The organism is Bacillus sp. FSL K6-3176 (genome assembly GCF_038003325.1).
GTDB lineage: Bacteria > Bacillota > Bacilli > Bacillales > Bacillaceae > Bacillus > Bacillus altitudinis.
In genome coordinates this window covers 26,159-52,371 of record NZ_JBBOOX010000001.1, presented here as the reverse complement: position 1 = coordinate 52,371, position 26,213 = coordinate 26,159, and the positions used below count along the sequence as shown (strand labels likewise).

The following is a 26,213-nucleotide window of genomic DNA, read 5'->3' as shown; positions in this document are numbered from 1 at the left end:
AACAGAGGGTGCGCAAAGCCCTCTGTTCATATAAATGATTTGATGTGTTTATTTGAGCACTCTAATTTTCACTCGTTTATTTCCCCATTGATAAGCTGCCGACTTACTTGGGACGAACACATCAATTTTATTCCCTTTTATAGCAGATCCAGTGTCTGATGCAACGGCATACCCATAGCCTTCCACATACACTTTAGAGCCCAGCGGAATGACACTCGGATCTACTGCTATGACCTTTGCACCTGGATTTGCTTTTAAATTAAAGCCTGTAGACGTTCTGCCCGTACATCCAGCACAGCTCGCTGTATAGGCTGTAGACGTCACATAGAACTCTTTTCCTGAAGATTCATTACTTCTTGAAACCGCAGGTGACGCTTTAGGTTCCTTCTTGGACACTTGTGTACCAACGGCCACTAAACGATCCTTACTGTCTTTTGCAGTAACCTCTTTAATTAATTCTTTAGACACCACTTTGCCGTTTTCTTTCACAATGGCATAGTGCTTCTTTAATTTACCTTCTTCACCTTTTTCAAGCACCTTCTCTTTTCCTTTTTCAAGAGATCGATCCTTTTTATGTTTGGTATCAAAAGCAATTTTCTCTTCCACTACATCGGTGACTTTTTCCACCCGAGTGATCTTCACATCTGCGCTTTTTTTAGAAAGGTGACTATGTAACGCAGGTTTGATCTTATCGTGCTTCTTGAGCTTCAGCTCTTGTTGCTTTAAAAAGTCAGCGACCGTAGTCGAAGTGGTCCACACTTTCTTATCCTTTCCTCCATCGTTTAAGCTGACCTGGAAGGCCTGCTGAACCACAAGATCCATATTCTTTTTAATCTTGTCATTCTTTCCTGGAGTTACTTGATCGTGCTTCCCAATATCTATCTTCTCATTCTTCAATAATGCTCCAACCGTCTGATCTGTTGTCCATATCGTTTTCTCTTTCCCATCTAGGGTGAGATGAACCGGTATAGCCGCATCATACACAATGTTCATGTTGTCTTGAATCTTTGTATTTAGACTTGGAGAGATATGATCCTCCGCCCTGGTCCTTATTCCAAGGTCTGAAAGCAGCTGTGCTACTGTCTCTTCATGTGTACGAATTGTCTTCTCTTTGCCATTGATTGAAATGGTAATAGACTGCTTAGTGAGCTCATGCGCACCGTAAGCCGTCCCAGTTCCAGCTAAAAGCAAGCAAGCGACTAGAAATAAAACCTTGCCTTTTCCTAGCTTGACAGAAAACAGATTTTTCATTTTTTGTACGATGAAAAACGCCTCCTTCTCCTCGGAGAGATTATATAGAGTATCTCAAAACCTGTCAACCCTTCCACCCACTGTACAAAAATGCTCGATTGTAAACCTATTATGGGAGATTTTTGGAAGGAAGGGAAGAAAGACTTATCGACAACTTATCCTATGAGGAGGCGCAAAGGTGTAGAACTTTTTCGTTATGTTTCACAATTGGACAAGCTTAAACAAGGATTGACATCATATACTGTCAGTTTATACGGAAAACTTTTTTCGCATTTTCTGTTGTCAATGCAGCAAGCTCTTCAAAGCTCATTTCTCGCAATTCAGCAATTTGTTCTGCGATATATTTCACATAGCTCGGCTCATTCCGTTTCCCTCTAAATGGCGCTGGAGTTAAATATGGACAGTCTGTTTCAATCAACAGACGATCACTTGGAATATCCTTTACAACTTCCTTTGGTTTTTTTGCATTTTTAAATGTCACAGGTCCACCAAATGAGATATAAAAGTTCATTTCCATACACGCTTTTGCAATTTCGAGGCTGCCAGTAAAGCAGTGCATAATTCCTCCAACTTCTGCCGCTCCTTCTTCTTTTAAGATCGTCACTACATCTTCCGTAGCGTCACGGTTATGAATGATAATTGGCAGATTCACTTCTTTCGCAAGAGCAATTTGACGTCTAAAGACTTCTTTTTGCACATCTTTTGGCGACTTGTCCCAATAGTAATCTAGACCCATTTCTCCAATGGCAACAACCTTTTCATGCTGAGATAATTCTTTGATCCAAGCCAAATCTTCATCTGTCATATCAATGGCATCAACAGGATGCCAGCCGATGGCTGCATAAATAAAATCATATGCTTCAATTAGCTCCATCGCTCTCGTAATGGTTGGACGATCAAACCCGACCACCACAACCTTCTCTACCTTTTCACTTTTGGCTCTTTCAATCACCTGCTCTAAGTCTTCATTATATTGTTCAGCATTTAAGTGGGCATGTGTATCAAATAACATGGTTGATTGCTCCTTTCGACAATTCTTCTGAAAAACAAAAGGTGTTCGACGAAATGTTACACGTGGAACACCTTTGTTGAATTATAAAATTTTTGTTCCATTTGCTAGAGATTGATCTACTTCAAGAACCTGCAATTTACCACCAGTTTCTCCAGTTAAAATCATTCCCTGGGAAATTTCCCCTCTTAGTTTAACTGGTGTGAGATTCGCTACGCAGACGAGCTTCTTCCCTACCAATTCTTCTGGTTGATAATGCTTGGCAATCCCTGAGACAATTTGTCTCTTTTCAAATCCAAAATCAAGCTGAAGCTTTAAGAGACGATCAGCTTTTTTCACTGGTGCTGCTTCCAATACTTGTGCTACACGAAGGTCAACTTTCGAAAAATCATCGAAGGCGATTTCGGCACCCAGCTCAGGTAATTCAGTTTCTTCTATTTCAACTGTCTCTTCTTCTACCTTAGGCGCACTTCCCTGCATCTTCTCTTTAATGTATGCCACTTCTTCTTCAACTTCTAAACGAGGGAACAATGGCTCACCTTTTTGTACCGTCGCTTTTTGAATCGCACCGAAAGAAAGAATGCTTTCCCAGCTTTTGAGTTTCTCTTCTTCAATTCCAAGCTGGAAGAAGATTTTCTCAGGTGTTTTTGTTAAGAATGGTGTTAACAATACAGCTGTGATTCGAAGTGATTCTGCTAAATGGTACATCACAGAATGCAGTTCTTTTCGTTTTGTTTCATCCTTCGCTAATACCCAAGGAGCTGTTTGATCAATATATTTATTCGTTCTGCTGATTAATGTCCAAACATTTGAAAGAGCCACTGAGAATTCGAGGTTTTCCATCGCTTCTTCATAGGCTTTCACCGTTTGTTCAGCTACAGCTTTTAGTTCCTCATCAAACTCATTGACTGGTCCCTTATAGCTGCTTAATGTACCGTCGAAGTATTTTTGCACCATCGCCACTGTACGATTAAGCAAGTTTCCTAAATCATTGGCAAGGTCATAGTTTACACGTTCCACGAATCCTTCTGGTGTAAACACACCGTCTGCACCAAATGGTACTTCGCGTAGCAGGTAATAACGAAGAGCATCAAGACCATAGCGATCAATTAATGTAACAGGATCTACTACGTTCCCTTTTGATTTAGACATTTTGCCATCTTTCATGAGTAGCCAGCCATGTGCAAAAATTTGTTTTGGCAACGGCAGATCAAGTGCCATCAGCATAATTGGCCAGTAAATTGTATGGAATCGTACAATTTCTTTCCCGACTAGGTGTACGTTGGCAGGCCAATATTTTTTATATTTTTCATCTTGATCGGTTCCGTAGCCAATCGCTGTTAAGTAGTTGAATAACGCATCAATCCATACATAGATGACGTGCTTCGGATTATTAGGTACTTTAATGCCCCAATCAAAGGTTGTTCTTGATACAGCTAAATCCTCTAACCCCGGTTTAATGAAGTTATTAATCATTTCATTCTTTCTTGATTCAGGCTGAATGAACGACGGGTTCTTTTCGTAATAGTCTAGTAAGCGATCAGCATACTTACTCATACGGAAGAAATATGATTCCTCTTTAATCAATTCAACAGGGTGTCCACTGTCTGGGCTTTTCCCTCCAATGACTTCCCCTTTCTCATTTCGCTCAACATCAACAAGCTGTGTTTCCGTATAGAATGTTTCATCAGGAATACTGTACCAGCCCTCATATTGATCTAAATAAATATCTCCTTGATCAAGCAGCTTTTGAAAGACTTGCTCAATGATTTTCGTATGTCTTTTTTCCGTTGTACGAATGAAATCATCGTTTGAAATGTCGAGTTTCTTCCATAATGATTTAATGTCAGCAACGACCGGATCTAAATACTCAATCGGTGTAATATTTTGTTCTTCAGCTTTTTGCTGAATTTTTTGTCCGTGCTCATCAGTACCCGTTAAATACATCACATCATAGCCTTGCAGACGTTTATAACGAGCCATGGCATCCCCTGCCACTGTCGTATAAGCATGTCCAATATGTAATTTTCCGCTCGGATAGTAAATTGGTGTAGTCAGATAAAACGTTTTTTTCTTTTCCGGCATGTCGGAACCTCCTGCTTGTGTGTAAATGTCAAAAACTCCCGCCCAATGGACGAGAGCGGTCATCATACTTCATTAAAATGTGTCAGATCATTTCATTATGTTTTGCACTTGTGCTTTCTCTATGATACCATCTTAGCCTTTAAGATCAAGCATATATACATAGAACAGATTGAAATGAACGAAAAAGATGAGTTTTTCGAAAAAAACGACAAACCACTCGACATTTTGTCGAATATTGTCGTATGAAATCTATTTCCAGATTTACATTTGGCTAAATTAGGGCAAAAGTCTTGTTAATCTGTTATCGTCATTTTTCATATTTTTATAGATAAATTCTGAAAAATCCTTATACACCGGTAGTTTCAAGGTCCTTTGACTTTAAGAGTCATATTTTACAAACAATAGTAAACAAAATGATTGACGATTTATGGAAACCTTGTTATGCTAGGAATGTAAGGAATTTGTCGAATAATGACGAAGATAATATTATATTAAGAATAAGAACTTTTTGGGAGGAGAATGAAGATGAAATCTACAGGTATTGTACGTAAAGTTGACGAATTAGGACGCGTGGTGATTCCAATCGAGCTTCGCCGTACGTTAGGAATCGCAGAAAAAGACGCTTTGGAAATTTATGTTGACGATGAAAAAATTATCCTAAAAAAATATAAACCAAACATGACTTGCCAAGTAACAGGTGAAGTATCAGACGATAACCTTAAACTTGCTAATGGTAAATTAGTTCTTAGCCGTGAAGGTGCAGAGCAAATCATTAACGAAATCCAAAACCAACTTCAATCACAAAAATAAGTTTTATATAAAAAGGTTCTTGCACCGTTTGCAAGAACCTTTCTTTATTGTTCAATATGATACGCATCATAGATCGTCCGCTTTGGCACACCACGTTCGACCGCAGTACGTTTAATAGCCTCTTTTGACGTTAACCCTTCCTCTATGTAATGGATCACGTGCTCTTTTTCAGATAAAGAATTCCACCAAGCTTCTTCATTCAGTTCTTCTTCATCCTGATCATTTCCTTGTACGACGAGACAGAACTCACCACGGATTTGTTGTTCTGTCACCCAAGTCAGCGCGTATTCTAAATCTCCACGAATAAACTCTTCAAATTTCTTTGTCAGTTCTCTCGTAATGGCAATATTCCGGTTCCCCCACACTTCTTTCATCACAGTCAGCGTTTCTTTTAACCGATGGGGCGCTTCATAGAAAATAATTGTTTCTTGGCGTTTCTTCAATGCTTCCAGCTGTTTTTTCTTTTCCTTTTTTTGACGATCAAGAAAACCGTAAAAGAAAAATGGCTGTGGTGCGATTCCTGACGCAATGAGCGCCGTAAGTGCTGCGTTTGCACCAGGTAACGGAATGACATAGCCTCCGATGTTCGTAAAGTCTCGAACCACTTCGGCTCCTGGATCAGAGATCGTCGGTAAACCGGCATCGCTCACGAGTGCAATATTCTTTCCTTCTTTTAACCATTCGATTAACTTGTGACCACTGCTATCTTTGTTATGTTCATGATAACTCGTTAATGGGGTATCAATTTCATAGACATGACAAAGCTTTTTCGTTTGTCTCGTATCTTCTGCGGCAATATAGTCTACATCCTTTAACGTTTGTATCGCTCGAAACGTCATATCTTCTAAGTTTCCAATCGGGGTTGGTACGAGATAAAGAATACCCATTTCTGATTGACCATCAAAGCTTTTCTGTGTCTTTTTCATGTGCCGCCTCCTTTTTGATTCGCTTTTCTTCTATATACATGTCCTTTTTTCGACGTGTCCACGTTTTGAAACGATATTCCTGTTGCATGGCTTCTCTTTTGGTTGAAAAACATTCGTGATAATAAAGTTCCACCGGTCGTCTGGCTCTCGTATACTTTGCACCCTTCCCACTATTATGGGCAGTCAGCCTTTTTTGTAAATCATTTGTATACCCAGCGTACAAACTACCATCTGCACATTTCAATACATAGAAATAATGACTATGCTTCTCCATACAGTATCGTCCTGATTTCTTTTGTATACTCTTGGTCTTCTCCATAAACAAAAAGCGGCGGGAGAATTTTCAAATCCGGCTTTCCATCTTTCATGCCTTCCACTAAAATGGTATTCGCTTCTTTTCCTTGTTTCGGATATACAAATTGAATTCGTTTTGGCTCAATTCGGTATTTCTTCATCATTTCAACAATCTCAAGCAGCCGTCCAGGACGGTGAACCATTGCCAGTTTGCCTCCTTGCTTTAGCAAAGTGGAAGAAACACGAATGACATCTTCTAATGTACAATGAATCTCATGACGTGCGATCGCCAAATACTCATTTTCATTGATTTCATCCTTAGAAGGAGTCTTAAAATATGGCGGATTACAAGTAATCACGTCTACTTTGTGGTTTCCGTACCGTTTAGGCATATCATTTAAATCACCATGGATCAACTCAATCTGCTGCTCCAGTTGATTATGCGCCACACTTCTCTTTGCCATATCATATAGGCGTTCTTGAATTTCAACCCCTGTAATAGAGGCTTTAGATCTCGTCGAAAGCAGCAATGGAACGATGCCATTTCCCGTACAAAGATCAATAATCTCCCCTTTTTGAATCGGCACATACGCAAATTTTGCTAATAACACTGCATCCAATGAAAAGGCGAACACCGTTTTACTTTGAATAATTTTCATATCTTCTGCAAGCAAGTAGTCTAAACGTTCATCTTCTCTTAACGAAACCATGATGTATCCTTTCTTTTCCTGTGAAAAAGGCTCCCGATTCAGCGGAAGCCTTTTCTCATTTTTTATTTAAAAATGACAGACAGAACAAACAGTCTCCCTCTTTCCGAATGCTCCCATAATGTACATTACAAATATGGAAGCCCTCCTGATATAAACGAGCGAGGTTATCATGACCTTCTCCTATATCAGAATGACTTGGCTTCTGGCCAGAATCATGCTCTGCCTCAGACGATTTATCTCGATCGGATTGATCCAGACGTTCACGCAAGTGCTGATTCTCCATCTGCAGCTGATGATTTTCTTCAATCACTTCACCGATATGATTTTTCAAATCACCTAGCTGGCGATAAAGAGAACCGATTTGTTCTTCTAAATTAATCACCGTATCAAATAGTTCCTTTTTATCCAAGGTGGCACACCTCGTTACTCAGTTGTTTGTGCAGATACAACGCCTTCTTGTAATAATTCTTCCCAAGTATATTCTATCACTTTTTCTTGCCCGGTTAATTCAACTTGCAAAATTCGTTCTAAAATATTAAGCCCTACTACCTTTGCAGAGCCATTAGACGTCTGAATCGTTTCACCGATGTCCGGTAATTGTTCTTTTGCTGTTTCGTACTCATCATTCTCATATTTCAAGCAGCACATTAAACGGCCGCAAAGCCCTGAAATTTTGGTAGGGTTTAACGAGAGGTTTTGATCTTTTGCCATTTTAATGGACACAGGTTCAAAATCTCCTAAGAAAGTTGAACAGCAAAGCATACGTCCACACGGACCAATGCCGCCTAGCATTTTTGCCTCGTCTCTTACACCGATTTGACGAAGTTCAATTCTCGTCTTAAAAATAGATGCAAGATCCTTGACCAGCTCACGGAAATCTACTCTGCCATCCGCTGTAAAATAGAAGATGACCTTGTTGCGGTCGAATGTAAATTCGACATCAACCAGCTTCATTTCTAGGCCGTGTTCACTTACTTTCTGAAGACATGTGTCAAAGGCTGCCATCGCTGCTTCTTTGTTCTCCTCAACGATGAGCCGGTCTCGTTCGTCTGCGACGCGAATCACCTTACGCAAAGGGAGAACCACATCGTGTTCATCTACTTTTTTATTGGCGATGACCACTTGCCCGTACTCAACACCTCTGACTGTTTCTACAATGACACAACTATCATTTTCTATATGAAATCCATTAGGATCGAAATAATAGATTTTGCCCGCTTTTTTAAAGCGAACACCAATTACGTTGTACAAGCTTATCCCTCCTGCAACATCAACACCAATTGCTCCATTAGCCCTTGGGCATTCACGTTGGATTGAAGTCTCTTTTTCGCTTCTAATACAGCAAGGATCTGATTCGTCACCATCTGCTGTGTGGAATGCAGCGCGTGCTGCTTCATTGTCTGGAATAAGTCTTGATAAATGACTTTATCTTCATTTCCTATTTGAATCGACAATACATCACGATATATAAATAAAAGCATATCAAGACCAGTTTCTTGAAGGTCTTTCTCTTTGAAAAAAGGCATCCATTGATCTTGTATATAAAAAAATGCATGTTCTTTTCGCTGGTGTAAGACTTCATACAATTTTATCACTTTCGCTCTAGACTCTGCAAACTGATCATTTCGACTTAATTCGAGTGCTTCTGCTAAATTATTGGTTAAATTCGACAAAAGCCTTGCAAGATCCTGAGACACGCCTTCTTGTAAAAGCTGCTGCTCCAAAGATTGCGGCTGCAGCGGCTTAAAGCTAAGCATCTGACATCTTGAAATAATCGTATCCAGCATTTTATGCGATTGTTCAGTGATTAAAACTGCCATCGTTTCCCGGTTGGGCTCCTCTAGGAACTTTAATAAACTGTTCGCAGCATTGACCGTCATTTTGTCCGCATGGAGAATGATATACATTTTCCGATGCGATTCTACGCCTGCTTTTGTAAATTCCTCCTGCAAAGCCTGCACTTGCGCCTTCTTAATTGATTGACCGTCAGGCTGCACTAGATGTAAATCTGGATGGTTGCCAGACTGAATTCTTTTGCAGTTTTGACAGGACTCACATGGTTTCACTCCTGCTTCCAAACAAAAAAAGCTCTTCGCTAAAAGCATCGCAGCATCTAGCTTTCCGGTCCCTTTTTTTCCTTCAAATAAGTAAGCATGAGCCAGTCGGTCTTTATCAATACTATTAAAAATCAGCCGCATGACGCGCGGCTGTAAATCATTCATGTCATCCCAGCTAATTGCCATGTTATCACTCTCTATGTGTAAAGGTTAATCAATAAACCTTTTATTTCTCCAATACGTTCAAGCAAATCAATCGAGGGTTTCTCCTGATTCATCATATCCTCTGTTAACTCAATCAGCTTTTCATCTAATGCTTTGACTAAAGCGAGTGTTCGCGTGTTGCCATAAATGTCAAAGCTCCTTGATGTCTCTATATTTAATCCATTATCGACTGTTTCTTTTACAAAGCGTTTCACAAGTCCTTTAAACCTAGCCAAATCTTTAAGGTTTCGTGACTTTGTCAGTTTCTTGCCGAAGACTTCGATATCGCTCAGCATGACTGTCAGCTGCTCTAAACGCATTTTACCACTTTGTGTCTCCATCGATGATTTAAACGATGCTGAAGTTTGGCTTCCTTTCATCGCTTGAAGTTCACGCTTTTCTAAAAGCAGCCGCATATCTTGATTAATTTTCACAGCAACCCATCCTTAAAATTGATGAAATTGTTCAACTGGCAGAATAAAGACGGTAGCTCCACCAACTTCAACCTCAACAGGGTATGGTACATATGAATCTGCATTTCCACCCATTGGTGATACAGGCGCGATCATTTGATCACGTTTACGGCAATTTTCCTTGATTAGCTGTAACGCTTTATCCACTCGGACATCATCGCAACCAATGATAAAAGTCGTATTACCAGACTTTAGAAATCCACCAGTCGAAGCTAATTTTGTCACGCCGAATTGATGTTCGGTCAATATTTTCAATAACTTGCTGCTATCTTGATCCTGTACAACGGCAACAATTAATTTCATTTGATTGGCCTCCTTCATTTTAGGCACAGGTGACATGCCGATGTCTTCCTCTATATTATAACAACGATTGGGAATGAGGTCATATTTGATTTTTCTTTAATGTGTCCTGAACCAGCTGAAACACTTCATTAAAGACATCCTGAACAGGCTGAGACGCATCTACTACACGGAATCGTTCTGGTGATTGCGCAATCACCTGCTCATATCCTTCTCTGACCATTTGATGAAAATTCAGTGTTTCCATGTCTAATCGATTTTTTTCTCTTCCTTGATTGGCATCAATTCGCTTTAGACCTTCCTCTGGTGTAATGGAAAAGTAAATGGTCATTTGCGGCATCGTGCCATTAATGGCAAAATCATTAATGGATTTGACTTCTTCAATCCCAAGCCCTCTCGCATAGCCCTGATAAGCAAGGGAGCTGTCTACAAAACGATCACATAAAACAGTTTCCCCCCGCTTCAATGCCGGTTCTACTTTCTCAGCCAAATGCTGTCTTCTAGCTGCTGCATAAAGCAATGCCTCTGTTTTTGCGTCCATTTTTGTATTTTTTTCATTTAAAATGACTTCACGAATTTGCTCTGCAATATCAATGCCTCCGGGCTCACGTGTCGCCATCACTGCATAGCCTTGACGTTCCATTTCTTCGTACACTTTTCGAATCACTGTCGTTTTTCCAGCACCCTCTGGCCCTTCAAACGTAATAAACATACCGCTCATAGTGTCTCCTCTTCTATATAAACATATAATTTTCTCTGGTGAATCACCTGACTTGCTTGCACATGAACTTGATGCCCAAGCAAACGGCTTAACGTCGCAACTTGATCTGATTCAATCGGTTCTCCTTTGATCATCAAAGGAATGCCAGGCGGATAGGGAATGACCGATTCTGCACTAATCCGGCCTGCTGCTTTTTCGAATGGAACAGCTTCTACATCTCGCTTTTGCTGATCGTCCTCTAAGAAGAGCGATCCCGTTTGAGGCTCTTTTTTTACAAGCAATGAATCACTTTGCTGAAGAGCCTGCTCTATAGCTGTAAAAGGAATGTCCTTTGTATGTCTTAGACCAAAAACGAGTAACACTTGATGTTCATCCGCAAGTTCTGGGTGAACCTCCACCGACTCAAGACACTTTTTTAGTTCATAGCCTGTCAGCCCTTTTGTTGAACGAATGACACATTTTAATGGATCCATAGGTAAAGAGTCAGACTCAACCACTTCGAGATTGGAGATCATATTGAACTGTGCTTTCAGATTTGCCAAGTCTCTCATGATTTCGTCCATTAACCCTTTTCCCTTCAACTCCTCCACATAAGCTCTCGCCACATCTAACGAAGCCATAATTGGATAGGAAGGTGAACTGCTTTGAAGCATCGTTAATAACGTCTTTATCCGCTTCATATCAATTCGGTCTCCTTGAAGATGAAGATAAGACCCCATCGTCATTGCCGGAAGGGTTTTATGTGCTGATTGTACCACCACGTCTGCTCCATAGGAAAGGGCAGATGGAGGAAAGGCACCGCCTAATACAAAATGAGCACCATGTGCCTCATCAACTAATACAATGATGCCAGCTTCATGACACATTTGAATGAGCCCTGATAAATCAGCTGCATGTCCGTAGTAGTTCGGATATGTCAAAACGATTGCCCGGCAGTTAGGATGTGTAGCCATAGCTTGTTTGACTGTTTCCTCCGTCACATGGGTTGGGACGTGCAAGTACGGATCACTCTCAGTTTCTAACATAATAGGCGTCGCTCCCGCAAGCTCAATCGCATGGAACACAGACTTATGACAATTTCGCTGAACGAAAATGCCCTCCCCAGCCTGACACGCAGACATCACCATTGCCAAATTGCCAACGGTTGTGCCATTCACAAGGAAAAAACTTTGTTTAGCTCCATATAACTTTGCCAATAAATCCTCTGCCTCTTGAATCACCCCAGTCGGATGGTGAAGATCATCTAGACCTTCAAGTTCTGTCACATCCAGCTGAAGAATAGATGCATAATAGGACCGTGCCTCATCAAAAAAGACATCTCCATTGTGATGTCCCGGAACGTGAAAAGAATAGGGCTTCTTTTCCGCATGTTGTGATAATGCTGTATATAAAGGTGTTTTCAAACAAATCGACCCTTTTCACTTAAACGATATCTTATATCTATTATAACGTTCAAACAAGTGAACTGAAAGATGGATTCTCATTCCTTTATTGGTTTATGATTCACCAGCTTCTGCTCTGCCTCATACATGCTGCTTTTTAATTGAGCTCGTTCTTGGCTCCCATGTTCTTTTACCTGCAACGTTTCCTGCAATGTTTCGGCCAATTGGCGCTGAACCTTTTTCAACGTATCTATAGGCGTTAAGGATGCATCTTCAAGAAGCTGTCCTTGCTGCTTCGATACCTGTTCATATGTTTGCTGGATACGCTGCTCAAGCGCTGAATTGGCTCGCTGCTGAATATGATTGAACGCAATCGACATTTGGTTGATCCATAAAGGAATTGATGCGGAAACAGTTGATTGAATATGATTGGCTAATGTATGGTTTGTATGCTGAATCATTCGAATTTGGGCATTACATTGCAGTGCAATTTGACGGCTCAACAGCAAATCATACTTCCGTTCTTTTAATCTCTCCATATATTCTTCTTCATCGACTTCCCGACTCATCAATTGCTCCTCTAATGTCCGATCATGTGACTGTGTTGATTCTGTTAGGGCATGTCGCTCTAACAGCGTCAATTTTGCTTCAACTGCTGCAACCTGTAACGTCATCTCTTGAAAGTATGATTGATTTTCTTCAAATAAACGCTCCAATAACTTATGGTCCGAAATTAACACGCCTCTGGCGTAACGAAGCCTTGCTGACAATCTCTCTATCTGTGCTTCTGCTTGTTTAAAACGAGATATGATCTCCTGAGTAGAACGCTTTTCTCGCTGAAATAACCTTAAAAAAAAGCCTCGCTTCTTTGGCAATAAATCCTCTGGCTCCACTAAATGCAGTTGCTGCAAAAAAGCTTCTAGAACGTCTCCGATTTGATCAATATCTTTTTTCTCCACATATTGCATCATTTGTTTTGATTGTTCTAACAATCGTTCCTGCACACGTGTGCCATAGAAAAGCAGTTTTTGTAGATGGTCAGGGATCTTCTCAGCTCGCTGTAGCGCCTCCTGCTTTTCCTCATCAGATAAGGTATCAAACACCCGAAACGGAAGATCTGTAGTAGATGGGGCTGGTGGTATGACTTGATCTTCTGGTTTCATCGAGTTTGACTCCTTTCATGTCTATTTTTTAATCATTTTATCGGCCACTTCAAGTTCAATATGAAGTGCTTCTATATCTCTTCCTAAAACTTGCTGTAAATCAATCGTTAATTGCTTTTGCAGTTCAGTCAGCGTGACTCGAGTTTGGCTTAATGTCATTTCAAGCTCATGGCTACGATTGGGCTGATTATACAGCAGTGCATATTTCTCAGTTAATTCAACAACAGAATCCAAACTCTCAAAATAAAACCGCTGTGCATCATAAAACCGGTTCGGTTCCTTTTTTGTTATCGTATAGATGCGTCGTGCAAGCCGAAGAATTTCATAATTATGCTTGATCGTCTGTACGTTCTTCACAGCAAATAAAGCTTTCTTCAAACGAACCAGCTTTTGCCCGGCTTCTTTTAAATGCTGTTTAATATATACATAATCACTGCGAGACAGTCCGTGTTTCTTCAAAAACAACTGGAAGGCAGCCCATCGGCTTCCTGCAAACATCACACCCCACCCAATCATCGCATACAGTATCGACAATCCAACATGATGATGGAAAACACCAATACTGACGGTTAAAATCACCAGCGAAAAAAGAGTAGAGAGAACGGCCCATACAAATGTGTAAAAAATTGATTTCATGTTCATCGACTCCTATGAATAATCAGGCTCTCTGTTTATCTTATTATTTATTACGGTTGATGTCCAAACTAAGTTCCAAAAAACAGGCCCAATCCCCGATTGCCCATAAAAAAAGACCATCTAATGGTCTATGAATACAAAGGCGGCGTATGAAGATTTTTAAGCTTTCTTACATAATCAGCATAACTAGGATCCGAGGTTGATGTAGAAATTAACTTCCGTTCACAATCTCGGCATAAAAACTGATGATATAAATAAATTCCCTTTGTTTTTTTCTCTTCACAAATCAAACAAATTGCTTCTCGCTCTTTTTTGCTCATTGTGACACCTCCACTTATAGCTTCAGTATGCCCTAGCGCTTTCAATTGTATACAAAATTAAGAATGTTTTAGATGATAGTTTAGTATATGTATCCATGCCAGATCGAGTGTTTGTTCCTTTTTTAAAATACAAAAAAGACCAGTTCCGACTGGAACTGATCCTTTGAAAAGCTTGGCGGCGTCCTACTCTCACAGGGGGAAACCCCCAACTACCATCGGCGCTGAAGAGCTTAACTTCCGTGTTCGGTATGGGAACGGGTGTGACCTCTTCGCTATCGCCACCAAACCTGATGGAGAGAATGTTCTCTCAAAACTAGATAACAATGTTCATTTTTCACATTAGAATATAGGTTAAGTCCTCGATCTATTAGTATCTGTCAGCTCCACGTGTCACCACGCTTCCACCTCAGACCTATCAACCTGATCATCTTTCAGGGATCTTACTTCCTTGCGGAATGGGAAATCTCATCTTGAGGGGGGCTTCATGCTTAGATGCTTTCAGCACTTATCCCGTCCGCACATAGCTACCCAGCGATGCCCTTGGCAGAACAACTGGTACACCAGCGGTGCGTCCATCCCGGTCCTCTCGTACTAAGGACAGCTCCTCTCAAATTTCCTGCGCCCGCGACGGATAGGGACCGAACTGTCTCACGACGTTCTGAACCCAGCTCGCGTACCGCTTTAATGGGCGAACAGCCCAACCCTTGGGACCGACTACAGCCCCAGGATGCGATGAGCCGACATCGAGGTGCCAAACCTCCCCGTCGATGTGGACTCTTGGGGGAGATAAGCCTGTTATCCCCGGGGTAGCTTTTATCCGTTGAGCGATGGCCCTTCCATGCGGAACCACCGGATCACTAAGCCCGACTTTCGTCCCTGCTCGACTTGTAGGTCTCGCAGTCAAGCTCCCTTGTGCCTTTACACTCTGCGAATGATTTCCAACCATTCTGAGGGAACCTTTGGGCGCCTCCGTTACATTTTAGGAGGCGACCGCCCCAGTCAAACTGCCCACCTGACACTGTCTCCCTGCCCGATAAGGGCAGCGGGTTAGAAGGTCAATACAGCCAGGGTAGTATCCCACCGATGCCTCCACCGAAGCTAGCGCTCCGGTTTCCAAGGCTCCTACCTATCCTGTACAAGCTGTACCAACATTCAATATCAGGCTGCAGTAAAGCTCCACGGGGTCTTTCCGTCCTGTCGCGGGTAACCTGCATCTTCACAGGTACTATAATTTCACCGAGTCTCTCGTTGAGACAGTGCCCAGATCGTTGCGCCTTTCGTGCGGGTCGGAACTTACCCGACAAGGAATTTCGCTACCTTAGGACCGTTATAGTTACGGCCGCCGTTTACTGGGGCTTCAATTCGCACCTTCGCTTACGCTAAGCGCTCCTCTTAACCTTCCAGCACCGGGCAGGCGTCAGCCCCTATACTTCGCCTTACGGCTTCGCAGAGACCTGTGTTTTTGCTAAACAGTCGCCTGGGCCTATTCACTGCGGCTTCTCGGGGCTTTAACACCCTAAGAAGCACCCCTTCTCCCGAAGTTACGGGGTCATTTTGCCGAGTTCCTTAACGAGAGTTCTCTCGATCACCTTAGGATTCTCTCCTCGCCTACCTGTGTCGGTTTGCGGTACGGGCACCTCTCACCTCGCTAGAGGCTTTTCTTGGCAGTGTGGAATCAGGAACTTCGCTACTAAATTTCGCTCGCCATCACAGCTCAGCCTTCACGGGAAACGGATTTGCCTATTTCCCAGCCTAACTGCTTGGACGCGGATATCCAATACCGCGCTTACCCTATCCTCCTGCGTCCCCCCATTGCTCAAATGGTGAGGAGGTGGTACAGGAATATCAACCTGTTGTCCATCGCCTACGCCTTTCGGCCTCGGCTTAGGTCCCGACTAACCCTGAGCGGACGAGCCTTCCTCAGGAAACCTTAGGCATTCGGTGGACGGGATTCTCACCCGTCTTTCGCTACTCATACCGGCATTCTCACTTCTAAGCGCTCCACCAGTCCTTCCGGTCTGACTTCACTGCACTTAGAACGCTCTCCTACCACTGTTCGTAAGAACAGTCCGCAGCTTCGGTGATACGTTTAGCCCCGGTACATTTTCGGCGCAGAGTCACTCGACCAGTGAGCTATTACGCACTCTTTAAATGGTGGCTGCTTCTAAGCCAACATCCTGGTTGTCTAAGCAACTCCACATCCTTTTCCACTTAACGTATACTTTGGGACCTTAGCTGGCGGTCTGGGCTGTTTCCCTTTCGACTACGGATCTTATCACTCGCAGTCTGACTCCCAAGGATAAGTCATCGGCATTCGGAGTTTGACTGAATTCGGTAACCCGGTAGGGGCCCCTAGTCCAATCAGTGCTCTACCTCCGAGACTCTTACCTTGAGGCTAGCCCTAAAGCTATTTCGGAGAGAACCAGCTATCTCCAGGTTCGATTGGCATTTCACCCCTACCCACACCTCATCCCCGCACTTTTCAACGTGCGTGGGTTCGGGCCTCCATTCAGTGTTACCTGAACTTCACCCTGGACATGGGTAGATCACCTGGTTTCGGGTCTACGACCACGTACTCATGCGCCCTATTCAGACTCGCTTTCGCTGCGGCTCCGCATCTTCTGCTTAACCTTGCACGGGATCGTAACTCGCCGGTTCATTCTACAAAAGGCACGCCATCACCCGTTAACGGGCTCTGACTACTTGTAGGCACACGGTTTCAGGATCTATTTCACTCCCCTTCCGGGGTGCTTTTCACCTTTCCCTCACGGTACTGGTTCACTATCGGTCACTAGGGAGTATTTAGCCTTGGGAGATGGTCCTCCCGGATTCCGACGGAATTTCACGTGTTCCGCCGTACTCAGGATCCACTCTGGAGAGAACAACATTTCAGTTACAGGGCTGTTACCTTCTTTGGCGGGCCTTTCCAGACCTCTTCGCTTATATCGTTCCTTTGTAACTCCGTATAGAGTGTCCTACAACCCCAAGAGGCAAGCCTCTTGGTTTGGGCTGTTCCCGTTTCGCTCGCCGCTACTCAGGGAATCGCATTTGCTTTCTCTTCCTCCGGGTACTTAGATGTTTCAGTTCCCCGGGTATGCCTTCTCATACTCTATGTATTCAAGTATGGATACTACTCCATTACGAGCAGTGGGTTTCCCCATTCGGAAATCTCCGGATCAAAGCTTGCTTACAGCTCCCCGAAGCATATCGGTGTTCGTCCCGTCCTTCATCGGCTCCTAGTGCCAAGGCATCCACCGTGCGCCCTTTCTAACTTAACCATTTCTTACTTTAGAAAGAATCACTATGTGTGATGAACTTTGCATTGCATTCAATGTGAATGTATTACTTATTGTTATCTAGTTTTCAAAGAACACGTTGGTGGAGCCTAGCGGGATCGAACCGCTGACCTCCTGCGTGCAAGGCAGGCGCTCTCCCAGCTGAGCTAAGGCCCCGATTTAATAGAAGATGGTGGGCCTGAGTGGACTCGAACCACCGACCTCACGCTTATCAGGCGTGCGCTCTAACCAGCTGAGCTACAGGCCCATCTTTCATATCGAAGATATGATGTTGTAGGATCTTTTGCAAGTTCCTTCAAAACTAAACAAGACGAAAACATACGCTGCTCCATATATCCTTAGAAAGGAGGTGATCCAGCCGCACCTTCCGATACGGCTACCTTGTTACGACTTCACCCCAATCATCTGCCCCACCTTCGGCGGCTGGCTCCATAAAGGTTACCTCACCGACTTCGGGTGTTGCAAACTCTCGTGGTGTGACGGGCGGTGTGTACAAGGCCCGGGAACGTATTCACCGCGGCATGCTGATCCGCGATTACTAGCGATTCCAGCTTCACGCAGTCGAGTTGCAGACTGCGATCCGAACTGAGAACAGATTTGTGGGATTGGCTAAACCTTGCGGTCTCGCAGCCCTTTGTTCTGTCCATTGTAGCACGTGTGTAGCCCAGGTCATAAGGGGCATGATGATTTGACGTCATCCCCACCTTCCTCCGGTTTGTCACCGGCAGTCACCTTAGAGTGCCCAACTGAATGCTGGCAACTAAGATCAAGGGTTGCGCTCGTTGCGGGACTTAACCCAACATCTCACGACACGAGCTGACGACAACCATGCACCACCTGTCACTCTGTCCCCGAAGGGAAAGCCCTATCTCTAGGGTTGTCAGAGGATGTCAAGACCTGGTAAGGTTCTTCGCGTTGCTTCGAATTAAACCACATGCTCCACCGCTTGTGCGGGCCCCCGTCAATTCCTTTGAGTTTCAGTCTTGCGACCGTACTCCCCAGGCGGAGTGCTTAATGCGTTAGCTGCAGCACTAAGGGGCGGAAACCCCCTAACACTTAGCACTCATCGTTTACGGCGTGGACTACCAGGGTATCTAATCCTGTTCGCTCCCCACGCTTTCGCTCCTCAGCGTCAGTTACAGACCAGAGAGTCGCCTTCGCCACTGGTGTTCCTCCACATCTCTACGCATTTCACCGCTACACGTGGAATTCCACTCTCCTCTTCTGCACTCAAGTTTCCCAGTTTCCAATGACCCTCCCCGGTTGAGCCGGGGGCTTTCACATCAGACTTAAGAAACCGCCTGCGAGCCCTTTACGCCCAATAATTCCGGACAACGCTTGCCACCTACGTATTACCGCGGCTGCTGGCACGTAGTTAGCCGTGGCTTTCTGGTTAGGTACCGTCAAGGTGCAAGCAGTTACTCTTGCACTTGTTCTTCCCTAACAACAGAGCTTTACGATCCGAAAACCTTCATCACTCACGCGGCGTTGCTCCGTCAGACTTTCGTCCATTGCGGAAGATTCCCTACTGCTGCCTCCCGTAGGAGTCTGGGCCGTGTCTCAGTCCCAGTGTGGCCGATCACCCTCTCAGGTCGGCTACGCATCGTCGCCTTGGTGAGCCGTTACCTCACCAACTAGCTAATGCGCCGCGGGTCCATCTGTAAGTGACAGCCGAAACCGTCTTTCATCCTTGAACCATGCGGTTCAAGGAACTATCCGGTATTAGCTCCGGTTTCCCGGAGTTATCCCAGTCTTACAGGCAGGTTACCCACGTGTTACTCACCCGTCCGCCGCTAACATCCGGGAGCAAGCTCCCTTCTGTCCGCTCGACTTGCATGTATTAGGCACGCCGCCAGCGTTCGTCCTGAGCCAGGATCAAACTCTCCGAAAAAGTTCAAAACCGAAGTTTTGTTTTTCGCCAGTTTGACTGACTACCTATGATGTATCATAGGATTTTTTTATAAAAACTCGAATTAACAGGTACGTTTTGTCTTGTTTAGTTTTCAAAGAACTTGTTTACCGCTTCAGAAGCGACTAGAACATCTTATCACGTCCAAGTTGTTAGTGTCAACAACTTTTTTGTTATTATGTTTTTTCGTTTCTTCGTCATCAGCGACGTATATTAATTTACCACCATATATAATCAAAGTCAACAATATTTTGCATTAAATAATAAACTTTTCAATTACGACTAAAGCTGCTACACCTGGAATGCCCAACAAACCACTAATTCCACTCGTTACAGGGTTAATGGAAACATGAAGCCCTAAACTCTCACCGAATAAATTGAGACAAAATAAAAAAAGAGCACCTGCGACAAACTTAACTCCAATAAGCCCTAACCATTTGAATGGATTCGCTTGAACACCCGACATAAACAACAATAAAACAGCTAACAAAATTGAACCAATCACAATAACAGGTTCCATAATCCTCTCATCTCCTCTTCATATGAATAGTACAAGCATATGAGAGGATTATGGAAAATAGACCTGCTATCTCCAGTTGTTTAAACGTAAATTTCTCTTTTTCGCTTCTCTCAGATAGAAAAAGTACTTCGCTTGAGCAAGCTTTAATTCGAATAGAATGTCCGGTGAAGGCTCAACGCTATTTGCGACAAGCTTTTTTTGTCTGTTCCATTCTTCCTTTTGCTTAAAAAGCTGTTGAATTAATATCTCATCGAATTCTTTTCGAATTGATTTTCTGCGAAGAAAACCCATGTACCGTACTTCTCCTTCCTACATCTCACGTCTGCCTTCTAGAGCCTTAGAAAGTGTGACTTCATCCGCATACTCTAAATCTCCACCTACTGGGAGTCCGTGAGCAATGCGAGAGAGTTTAATTCCTGATGGTTTCAACAATCTAGAGATATACATGGCTGTCGCTTCTCCCTCAATGTTTGGGTTGGTTGCAAGAATGACCTCTGTGACTTGATCGTCTTGCAATCTTTTTAATAGGTCAGGAATTTTAATATCCTCTGGTCCAATTCCGTCCATTGGTGAAATAGCACCATGAAGCACATGATATAAGCCGTTGTATTCTTTCATTTTTTCCATTGCGATCACATCTTTTGGATCCTGCACGACACAGATCACAGATTGATCTCTTCTTGTATCTTCACAAATATAGCAAGGATCCTGATCGGTGATATGTCCGCAAACAGAACAATAAGTTAAATTACGCTTTGCATTAACAAGTGCCTTCGCAAAATCCAGCACGACATCTTCTTGCATACTAAGAACAAAAAAAGCCAGACGGACCGCAGTTTTAGGTCCGATTCCTGGCAATTTCATAAAGCTATCAATCAGCTTTGATATTGGTTCAGGATATTGCATCTTCAGTTATTCCTCCTAGAATAAACCTGGCATGTTCATTCCTTTTGTGAATTGACCCATTGTTTCATTCGTTAGTTCATCAACTTTTTTCAATGCATCATTTGTTGCTGCAAGTACAAGGTCTTGAAGCATATCGATGTCTTCAGGATCAACAACTTCTTCATTAATCGCCACATCAACGACTTCTTTTTGTCCATTTACTTTTACAGTGACCATGCCGCCACCTGCCGTACCTTCAAGGACTTTTTCTGCAAGCTCTTCTTGAGCCTTAGCCATATCCTTCTGCATTTTTTGCATTTGTTTCATCATTTTTTGCATATTTCCCATTCCACCGCGCATATGAACACCACTCTCTTTCAAATTGTTAATCTTTAATTTCAATTAAATCGGTTCCTACTAACTTCTTTGCTTCCGCAATTAATGGATCTTCTTCAGCAGAAGCTGCCTGACCATCTGCTTGTTCTTCAGGCTGATGATCTCTTAAAAATTCTTCTCTTATTTTACCCCATTGAGCGTCAGGAACGCCAACTAATTCCACTCTTTTTCCTAGCATAGATTCTAGCAGTTGCTCAAGATTGGTTCGAACACCACTTTTATCTTCGGCCACCATCTTACAATGTATTTCAAATTTGAATTTTAAAACAAAGGCATGAGTTGCCGCCGCAACTGGTTCACTATCTGTTAATAGCGCAGCGTGAGATACCTTATTTTGCTGTTTTAATTGGGCAAGAAGCTCTCCCCATTTGCCTTTTATTTTTTCTAGTTCCGGTCGCTTCGCTTCTTTTAAAATCTCATGAATTCGACCGACAGGTGCACGATAGCCATTTTTATTACTCGTTTGAGGTCGAGGTGCTTCCGTTTTTACTTGAGGACTCTGAGACTGAGGCATTGGAACACCCTCAGCTTTTAGCCTAGATAGCTCCTGTTCCAGCCTGTCTATTTTATTCGTTAACGCTGTTAGGTCGGAATCAGCCGGAGATGATACAGCACCAGCCGTTGCCTGACAGAGCTTAACCACAGCTACTTCAAAGAAAATTCTAGGATGGTTTGTCCATTTCATTTCCTGATGGCTTTTATTCAGCACTTCAATCGTTTCATAAAGAAACTGAGGTGCCACACGTTCTGAAAGAGCCACAAACTTATCGTCGACTTTGACTTTTTCAAGGACACCTTCAAGATCCGGTGCTGTTTTGTAAAGAAGCATATCTCTAAAGTAGAAGATCATATCCTCTATTAATTTTGCGGCATCTTTCCCCTGTTGAAGCAATTCATTTAACGTATCCAGCGCTATCGCAATATTTTGCTCAAAAATGGCTTCAGCAAGCTGACTAATGAAATGCTGAGATACAGCACCTGTAATGAGCAGTGCATCATCAATTGTGAGCTGTTCACCACTAAATGAGATCGCTTGGTCAAGGAGACTGAGTGCGTCACGCATGCCTCCATCTGCCGCACTAGCAATAATCTCGAGTGAACCCTCTTGTATATTTAGGCTTTCTGCATCTACAATTTTCTCCATTCGTCCAACAATATCTTTTGTCGTGATCCGTTTAAAATCAAATCTCTGACATCTTGATATGATGGTAAGAGGAATCTTATGAGGCTCTGTGGTAGCCAAAATAAAGATACAATGAGCAGGTGGTTCCTCTAGCGTTTTAAGAAGTGCATTAAATGCCCCGATAGAGAGCATATGTACCTCATCTATAATATAAACCTTATATGTAACCGCTGAAGGAGCAAATTTCACTTTATCACGTATATCCCGAATTTCATCTACCCCGTTATTTGAGGCAGCATCTATTTCAATCACGTCTGAAATCGAACCGGTCGTAATCCCTCTACAGGCATCACACTCATTACACGGCTCACTAACAGGTGACTTTTCACAGTTCACTGCTTTCGCAAAAATCTTGGCAGCACTTGTTTTACCTGTTCCTCTAGGACCTGAAAATAAGTAAGCATGAGAAAACTTTTTCTGCAAAAGGGCATTTTGCAACGTTTTTGTGATGTGTTCTTGTCCAACAACATCCTCAAAAACTTGAGGTCTGAACACTCGGTATAAAGCTTGATAACTCACAAATACGCCCTCCTCCATTTATCATCATGTTCATTATACATGATGCAACGATCAATTCAAAAGTACACCTTTATTTTCTAATAAACGAAAAAGGGCATTTCCTTTAAAAACTTTTTACTTTTCTTGATTAAAAAACGTGTTTTCCTGCTTTCTGAAAATGTCTGTCAGATCAACAAGAACATTTGTTCCCTTTATGAATTGCTTCAAAAATACCTCACCCGAAAATGGCTTTTTTACTATTTGTATAAACAAAACAACTGATATATTCTTTCAATAGCAACAAAAAACTCACCTAGATAAACTAGATGAGTTACATTTAATATTGATTTACCGTGCACCTTCTGTCGATTCGCTACCCCAAGCGTTACTTAAACAGTTAGCTCGGCCCAGGCAACCCTGCGGCACATGAGAGGTTTCACTTAATGCTGCTTCCTTCCGGACCTGACATGGTTCATGAATTCCCATTGCGCAGGACCCAGACGTCAACACCACTTATTTAAGGCAGACCTTGAAGTAAACGAACCTTGAGAAGGGATTCGGCCTCGCTAGAGCGGATTGCGAGTACAGGGCACCGCTACCTCCCCGCTTAGCACGGCAAAATGAATATTAAATTGTTGGTGACGCAGACATAAGTATACCTTCTAAGTGATAAAATTGCAAACGACATCCATTCATTTACTTTTCGCCTGCTTCTTCCGCTGACGGAGGTCTCGAAAGAACTGACTTAACAGCTCACCACACTCATTTTCAAGCACACCACCAATGACTTCAGACTGATGATTGAACCGCTCATCGTCCAATAAATTCATTAAAGTACCAGCACATCCACCTTTAGGATCATAGGCACCAAAAACGACCTTTTTCACTCTTGAAAGTACAATAGCGCCTGCACACATTGGGCACGGTTCGAGTGTAACATAAAGTACAGCATCTTCTAAACGCCAGCTACCAGTCATTTTACACGCTTCATCAATAGCAAGTAATTCCGCATGAGCAATTGATCGCTGTTCACTTTCCCTTAAATTGTGAGCACGGCTTACAATTTGATCATCAACAACGATGACGGCACCGATTGGAACTTCTCCTATTTGTTTTGCTTTCAAAGCTTCAGAAATAGCTTCTTGCATAAACTGTTCATCTTTCGTCATAGCACGGCTCTCTTTTCATGTTTTTTTAAAGGATATTGAGGTTAACATATTATCACAATCTTTTAAAGGGGGTCTTGATTTGCCAAAACAACAAAAGGCACTGCTTATTATTGACATGATCAATAATTTTGATTTCGAAATGGGACATGTGCTCGCTGAAAAAACAGAGCAAATGACCAATAAAATTTTAGCCCTTAAACAACACGCTTTCAAGAAAAATTGGCCAATTATCTATATCAACGACCACTATGGACTCTGGAAGGCTGATATCAAAGCTGTTATGGAAACATGCAAAAACGAAAGAAGTGCCCCTATTTTAGAGCAAATGGCACCATCTAAAGATGATTACTTCTTAATTAAACCTAAGCACTCTGCCTTTTACGGAACAGCACTAGAGACACTCCTAAATGAATTAGGTGTGCAAGATCTTATTTTAACTGGAATTGCCGGAAACATCTGTGTCCTGTTCACTGCAAATGACGCTTACATGCGAGAGTACAACCTTACTGTACCTAAAGATTGTATTGCTTCAAATGATGATAGGGACAACGAGTACGCTTTAACGATGATGGAGAACGTTCTTCTTGCCAAAATCACAACAACTAAAGAGATCACGGATGAAAATCAAACATGATTTATCCATCACCCTCATAAATTGTTAGCAATAACAAAGGGGGCGTTGACCATTCAAATTTATGTTGTCAAAAGAGGAGATACATTAAATGAAATTGCCATGCGTTTTAAAACAACGGCAAATGAAATCATTCGGACCAACGACATCGAAACACCAAATCAACTAGTCGTTGGACAAACAATTGTCATCCCTATTAGAGGTCAATTTTATGAGGTCAAACAAAATGATACACTTTATCAAATTGGAAGAAGATTTCAAATTCCGGTAGAAGAATTGGCACGTGTGAATCGGATTCGGCCTGAAGCCATATTGCCTATTCGTTTTTTGCTTTATATTCCACAAAGACCGAAAAGAAATATTAATTCTAATGCTTATATAGAACCTCGCGGAAACCAAGTCAGCGAAAATTTAAAGCAAGCAGCCAGAGAGGCATCTCCATACTTAACACATCTCGGTGCCTTTAGTTTTCAAGCACAAAGAGACGGCACACTTCGCGAGCCACCTTTAGATCAATTACCTCAGATTGCCGCTCAAAGCAGAACGGTTTTAACCATGGTAGTCACAAATCTAGAGAATGATAAATTTAGTGATGAACTCGGGCGAATTCTTTTAACAAATCAAGCTGTCAAAACGACATTATTAAATGAAATCGTCCGCGTTGCTCAAAAGTATCAATTAAAAGAAATCCATTTTGACTTTGAATATTTACGCCCTGTTGATAAAGAAGCTTACCTTCAATTTTTAAGAGAGGCAACAACTCGTTTTCATCAACAGGGTTGGACTATTTCTGTGGCACTCGCTCCTAAAACAAGCAGTGAACAGAAAGGAAAGTGGTATGAGGCGCATGACTATGAAGCAATTGGTAAGATTGTTGATCATGTTGTACTGATGACTTATGAGTGGGGCTACAGCGGCGGGCCTGCACAAGCCGTCTCTCCGATCGGCCCTGTCCGCCAAGTCATTGAATATGCACTGACTGTCATACCTGCCAATAAAATTGTGATGGGGCAGAATTTATATGGTTATGATTGGACGCTTCCTTATGTTCAAGGAGGCCCTATCGCCAAAGCCGTCAGCCCTCAACAAGCGATCGCCATTGCTAGAGAGAATAATGTATCCATTCTATATGACGAAACAGCACAAGCACCTTATTTCCGTTATACAGATGCTAACAACAAAGAACACGAGGTTTGGTTTGAAGACGCAAGATCCATTCAAGCCAAATTTAATCTCATTAAAGAGTTAAACCTAAATGGAATTGCTTACTGGAAATTAGGTCTATCCTTCCCACAAAACTGGTTGTTGTTATCAGATCAATTTAATATTGAAAAAAGAACGACATCGTAATTCATTCGCTCTATCTCTCAGAAGGGGTATGGTAC

General features: G+C 42.5%; 25 protein-coding genes, 2 tRNA genes, 3 rRNA genes and 1 other RNA gene. 3 read left to right on the top strand and 28 right to left on the bottom strand.

Annotation, left to right across the window (positions count from 1 at the left end; genetic code table 11):
- Window positions 1-48: 48 nt before the first annotated feature.
- The 3 genes from MHB38_RS00270 to metG form a co-directional block, all read right to left on the bottom strand.
- A complete protein-coding gene (locus MHB38_RS00270; protein WP_017359324.1) occupies window positions 49-1,251 on the bottom strand; it encodes a G5 and 3D domain-containing protein in 1,203 nt (400 codons plus the stop codon).
- A 244-nt stretch (window positions 1,252-1,495) separates the two neighbouring features.
- Complete coding sequence (locus tag MHB38_RS00265) at window positions 1,496-2,263, bottom strand: TatD family hydrolase (RefSeq protein WP_341002023.1); 768 nt, start codon at window positions 2,261-2,263, stop codon at window positions 1,496-1,498.
- Window positions 2,264-2,344: 81 nt separating this feature from the next.
- Window positions 2,345-4,345, bottom strand: a complete 2,001-nt coding sequence (gene metG / locus MHB38_RS00260; protein WP_008341884.1) for a methionine--tRNA ligase — start codon at window positions 4,343-4,345, stop codon at window positions 2,345-2,347.
- A 519-nt stretch (window positions 4,346-4,864) separates the two neighbouring features.
- Between metG and MHB38_RS00255 the strand changes: the two genes are divergently transcribed.
- Window positions 4,865-5,155, top strand: coding sequence for an AbrB/MazE/SpoVT family DNA-binding domain-containing protein (locus tag MHB38_RS00255; RefSeq protein WP_087975202.1), 291 nt, complete (start codon window positions 4,865-4,867; stop codon window positions 5,153-5,155).
- Window positions 5,156-5,199: 44 nt separating this feature from the next.
- On the opposite strand, the gene rsmI is transcribed toward MHB38_RS00255, so the two are convergent.
- The 25 genes from rsmI to tadA form a co-directional block, all read right to left on the bottom strand.
- Entirely contained in the window at window positions 5,200-6,081 is an 882-nt protein-coding gene (gene rsmI / locus MHB38_RS00250) for a 16S rRNA (cytidine(1402)-2'-O)-methyltransferase (protein ID WP_008341890.1), read from the bottom strand.
- Window positions 6,056-6,355 carry a GIY-YIG nuclease family protein gene (locus MHB38_RS00245; protein ID WP_017359327.1) on the bottom strand — a complete coding sequence of 100 codons (300 nt, stop codon included), beginning with the start codon at window positions 6,353-6,355 and terminating at the stop codon, window positions 6,056-6,058. The genes rsmI and MHB38_RS00245 overlap by 26 nt, the downstream gene beginning before the upstream one ends.
- Complete coding sequence (locus tag MHB38_RS00240) at window positions 6,342-7,085, bottom strand: tRNA1(Val) (adenine(37)-N6)-methyltransferase (RefSeq protein WP_046527641.1); 744 nt, start codon at window positions 7,083-7,085, stop codon at window positions 6,342-6,344. The genes MHB38_RS00245 and MHB38_RS00240 overlap by 14 nt, the downstream gene beginning before the upstream one ends.
- Before the next feature lie 55 nt (window positions 7,086-7,140).
- Complete coding sequence (gene yabA / locus MHB38_RS00235) at window positions 7,141-7,494, bottom strand: DNA replication initiation control protein YabA (protein WP_341002022.1); 354 nt, start codon at window positions 7,492-7,494, stop codon at window positions 7,141-7,143.
- 14 nt (window positions 7,495-7,508) lie between these two features.
- Window positions 7,509-8,336 (bottom strand): PSP1 domain-containing protein, encoded by an 828-nt coding sequence (locus tag MHB38_RS00230; RefSeq protein WP_007496230.1) that lies wholly within the window; start codon window positions 8,334-8,336, stop codon window positions 7,509-7,511.
- 2 nt (window positions 8,337-8,338) lie between these two features.
- Window positions 8,339-9,328: a DNA polymerase III subunit delta' gene (holB, locus tag MHB38_RS00225; protein ID WP_017359329.1), complete on the bottom strand. Its 990-nt coding sequence runs from the start codon at window positions 9,326-9,328 to the stop codon at window positions 8,339-8,341.
- Window positions 9,329-9,339: 11 nt separating this feature from the next.
- The gene (locus MHB38_RS00220) at window positions 9,340-9,780 is read right to left on the bottom strand and encodes a YaaR family protein (RefSeq protein WP_008341898.1); all 441 of its coding nucleotides are present in this window, start codon (window positions 9,778-9,780) and stop codon (window positions 9,340-9,342) included.
- 12 nt (window positions 9,781-9,792) lie between these two features.
- On the bottom strand, window positions 9,793-10,122 hold the full coding sequence (locus tag MHB38_RS00215; protein ID WP_012008640.1) for a cyclic-di-AMP receptor: 330 nt from the start codon (window positions 10,120-10,122) through the stop codon (window positions 9,793-9,795).
- A 79-nt stretch (window positions 10,123-10,201) separates the two neighbouring features.
- Window positions 10,202-10,840, bottom strand: a complete 639-nt coding sequence (tmk, locus tag MHB38_RS00210) for a dTMP kinase (protein ID WP_017366431.1) — start codon at window positions 10,838-10,840, stop codon at window positions 10,202-10,204.
- The gene (locus tag MHB38_RS00205) at window positions 10,837-12,243 is read right to left on the bottom strand and encodes an aminotransferase class I/II-fold pyridoxal phosphate-dependent enzyme (RefSeq protein WP_341002018.1); all 1,407 of its coding nucleotides are present in this window, start codon (window positions 12,241-12,243) and stop codon (window positions 10,837-10,839) included. The genes tmk and MHB38_RS00205 overlap by 4 nt, the downstream gene beginning before the upstream one ends.
- A 77-nt stretch (window positions 12,244-12,320) precedes the next feature.
- On the bottom strand, window positions 12,321-13,385 hold the full coding sequence (locus tag MHB38_RS00200; protein ID WP_081114840.1) for a toxic anion resistance protein: 1,065 nt from the start codon (window positions 13,383-13,385) through the stop codon (window positions 12,321-12,323).
- A 21-nt stretch (window positions 13,386-13,406) separates the two neighbouring features.
- Window positions 13,407-14,021: a 5-bromo-4-chloroindolyl phosphate hydrolysis family protein gene (locus MHB38_RS00195; protein WP_046342403.1), complete on the bottom strand. Its 615-nt coding sequence runs from the start codon at window positions 14,019-14,021 to the stop codon at window positions 13,407-13,409.
- Window positions 14,022-14,149: 128 nt separating this feature from the next.
- Window positions 14,150-14,341, bottom strand: a complete 192-nt coding sequence (locus tag MHB38_RS00190) for a sigma factor G inhibitor Gin (RefSeq protein ID WP_017359334.1) — start codon at window positions 14,339-14,341, stop codon at window positions 14,150-14,152.
- Window positions 14,342-14,511: 170 nt separating this feature from the next.
- A 5S ribosomal RNA gene (rrf, locus tag MHB38_RS00185) occupies window positions 14,512-14,627 on the bottom strand.
- Between the two features lie 61 nt (window positions 14,628-14,688).
- Window positions 14,689-17,619: ribosomal RNA gene (locus tag MHB38_RS00180) — 23S ribosomal RNA — on the bottom strand.
- A gap of 98 nt (window positions 17,620-17,717) precedes the next feature.
- A tRNA-Ala gene (locus MHB38_RS00175) sits at window positions 17,718-17,793 on the bottom strand.
- A gap of 14 nt (window positions 17,794-17,807) precedes the next feature.
- Window positions 17,808-17,884: transfer RNA gene (locus MHB38_RS00170), tRNA-Ile, on the bottom strand.
- Window positions 17,885-17,979: 95 nt separating this feature from the next.
- A 16S ribosomal RNA gene (locus MHB38_RS00165) occupies window positions 17,980-19,528 on the bottom strand.
- The 16S, 23S and 5S rRNA genes sit together here with 2 tRNA genes alongside, the layout of an rRNA operon.
- 274 nt (window positions 19,529-19,802) lie before the next feature.
- Window positions 19,803-20,066 (bottom strand): pro-sigmaK processing inhibitor BofA family protein, encoded by a 264-nt coding sequence (locus MHB38_RS00160; RefSeq protein ID WP_008342006.1) that lies wholly within the window; start codon window positions 20,064-20,066, stop codon window positions 19,803-19,805.
- 66 nt (window positions 20,067-20,132) lie between these two features.
- Window positions 20,133-20,357, bottom strand: coding sequence for a YaaL family protein (locus tag MHB38_RS00155; protein ID WP_008342008.1), 225 nt, complete (start codon window positions 20,355-20,357; stop codon window positions 20,133-20,135).
- 18 nt (window positions 20,358-20,375) lie between these two features.
- Window positions 20,376-20,972, bottom strand: coding sequence for a recombination protein RecR (recR, locus tag MHB38_RS00150; protein ID WP_003218094.1), 597 nt, complete (start codon window positions 20,970-20,972; stop codon window positions 20,376-20,378).
- 15 nt (window positions 20,973-20,987) lie between these two features.
- Window positions 20,988-21,311 carry a YbaB/EbfC family nucleoid-associated protein gene (locus MHB38_RS00145; protein WP_008342011.1) on the bottom strand — a complete coding sequence of 108 codons (324 nt, stop codon included), beginning with the start codon at window positions 21,309-21,311 and terminating at the stop codon, window positions 20,988-20,990.
- A 25-nt stretch (window positions 21,312-21,336) separates the two neighbouring features.
- Window positions 21,337-23,049, bottom strand: coding sequence for a DNA polymerase III subunit gamma/tau (gene dnaX / locus MHB38_RS00140; RefSeq protein WP_135227204.1), 1,713 nt, complete (start codon window positions 23,047-23,049; stop codon window positions 21,337-21,339).
- Between the two features lie 330 nt (window positions 23,050-23,379).
- Window positions 23,380-23,644, bottom strand: an RNA gene (gene ffs, locus MHB38_RS00135) — signal recognition particle sRNA large type.
- Window positions 23,645-23,720: 76 nt separating this feature from the next.
- Window positions 23,721-24,197 carry a tRNA adenosine(34) deaminase TadA gene (tadA, locus tag MHB38_RS00130; protein ID WP_008342015.1) on the bottom strand — a complete coding sequence of 159 codons (477 nt, stop codon included), beginning with the start codon at window positions 24,195-24,197 and terminating at the stop codon, window positions 23,721-23,723.
- 79 nt (window positions 24,198-24,276) lie between these two features.
- Here tadA and MHB38_RS00125 point away from each other — a divergent pair, with 79 nt between their 5' ends.
- Window positions 24,277-24,831 (top strand): isochorismatase family cysteine hydrolase, encoded by a 555-nt coding sequence (locus tag MHB38_RS00125; protein WP_017359012.1) that lies wholly within the window; start codon window positions 24,277-24,279, stop codon window positions 24,829-24,831.
- A 99-nt stretch (window positions 24,832-24,930) separates the two neighbouring features.
- Window positions 24,931-26,178: a glycoside hydrolase family 18 protein gene (locus MHB38_RS00120; protein ID WP_231947239.1), complete on the top strand. Its 1,248-nt coding sequence runs from the start codon at window positions 24,931-24,933 to the stop codon at window positions 26,176-26,178.
- The last annotated feature ends 35 nt before the right edge of the window (window positions 26,179-26,213 follow it).

Bases quoted from the DNA above. Each gene is read 5' to 3' on its own strand.
- MHB38_RS00215 (WP_012008640.1), bottom strand. From the start codon at position 10,122: ATGAAATTAATTGTTGCCGTTGTACAGGATCAAGATAGCAGCAAGTTA.
- recR (WP_003218094.1), bottom strand. From the start codon at position 20,972: ATGCAATATCCTGAACCAATATCAAAGCTGATTGATAGCTTTATGAAA.
- MHB38_RS00265 (WP_341002023.1), bottom strand. From the start codon at position 2,263: ATGTTATTTGATACACATGCCCACTTAAATGCTGAACAATATAATGAA.
- MHB38_RS00145 (WP_008342011.1), bottom strand. From the start codon at position 21,311: ATGCGCGGTGGAATGGGAAATATGCAAAAAATGATGAAACAAATGCAA.
- holB (WP_017359329.1), bottom strand. From the start codon at position 9,328: ATGGCAATTAGCTGGGATGACATGAATGATTTACAGCCGCGCGTCATG.
- MHB38_RS00200 (WP_081114840.1), bottom strand. From the start codon at position 13,385: ATGAAACCAGAAGATCAAGTCATACCACCAGCCCCATCTACTACAGAT.
- tadA (WP_008342015.1), bottom strand. From the start codon at position 24,197: ATGACGAAAGATGAACAGTTTATGCAAGAAGCTATTTCTGAAGCTTTG.
- MHB38_RS00160 (WP_008342006.1), bottom strand. From the start codon at position 20,066: ATGGAACCTGTTATTGTGATTGGTTCAATTTTGTTAGCTGTTTTATTG.
- rsmI (WP_008341890.1), bottom strand. From the start codon at position 6,081: ATGAAAAAGACACAGAAAAGCTTTGATGGTCAATCAGAAATGGGTATT.
- MHB38_RS00120 (WP_231947239.1), top strand. From the start codon at position 24,931: ATGCGTTTTAAAACAACGGCAAATGAAATCATTCGGACCAACGACATC.
- metG (WP_008341884.1), bottom strand. From the start codon at position 4,345: ATGCCGGAAAAGAAAAAAACGTTTTATCTGACTACACCAATTTACTAT.
- MHB38_RS00155 (WP_008342008.1), bottom strand. From the start codon at position 20,357: ATGGGTTTTCTTCGCAGAAAATCAATTCGAAAAGAATTCGATGAGATA.
- tmk (WP_017366431.1), bottom strand. From the start codon at position 10,840: ATGAGCGGTATGTTTATTACGTTTGAAGGGCCAGAGGGTGCTGGAAAA.
- MHB38_RS00190 (WP_017359334.1), bottom strand. From the start codon at position 14,341: ATGAGCAAAAAAGAGCGAGAAGCAATTTGTTTGATTTGTGAAGAGAAA.
- MHB38_RS00195 (WP_046342403.1), bottom strand. From the start codon at position 14,021: ATGAAATCAATTTTTTACACATTTGTATGGGCCGTTCTCTCTACTCTT.
- MHB38_RS00255 (WP_087975202.1), top strand. From the start codon at position 4,865: ATGAAGATGAAATCTACAGGTATTGTACGTAAAGTTGACGAATTAGGA.
- MHB38_RS00240 (WP_046527641.1), bottom strand. From the start codon at position 7,085: ATGGTTTCGTTAAGAGAAGATGAACGTTTAGACTACTTGCTTGCAGAA.
- MHB38_RS00245 (WP_017359327.1), bottom strand. From the start codon at position 6,355: ATGGAGAAGCATAGTCATTATTTCTATGTATTGAAATGTGCAGATGGT.
- MHB38_RS00270 (WP_017359324.1), bottom strand. From the start codon at position 1,251: ATGAAAAATCTGTTTTCTGTCAAGCTAGGAAAAGGCAAGGTTTTATTT.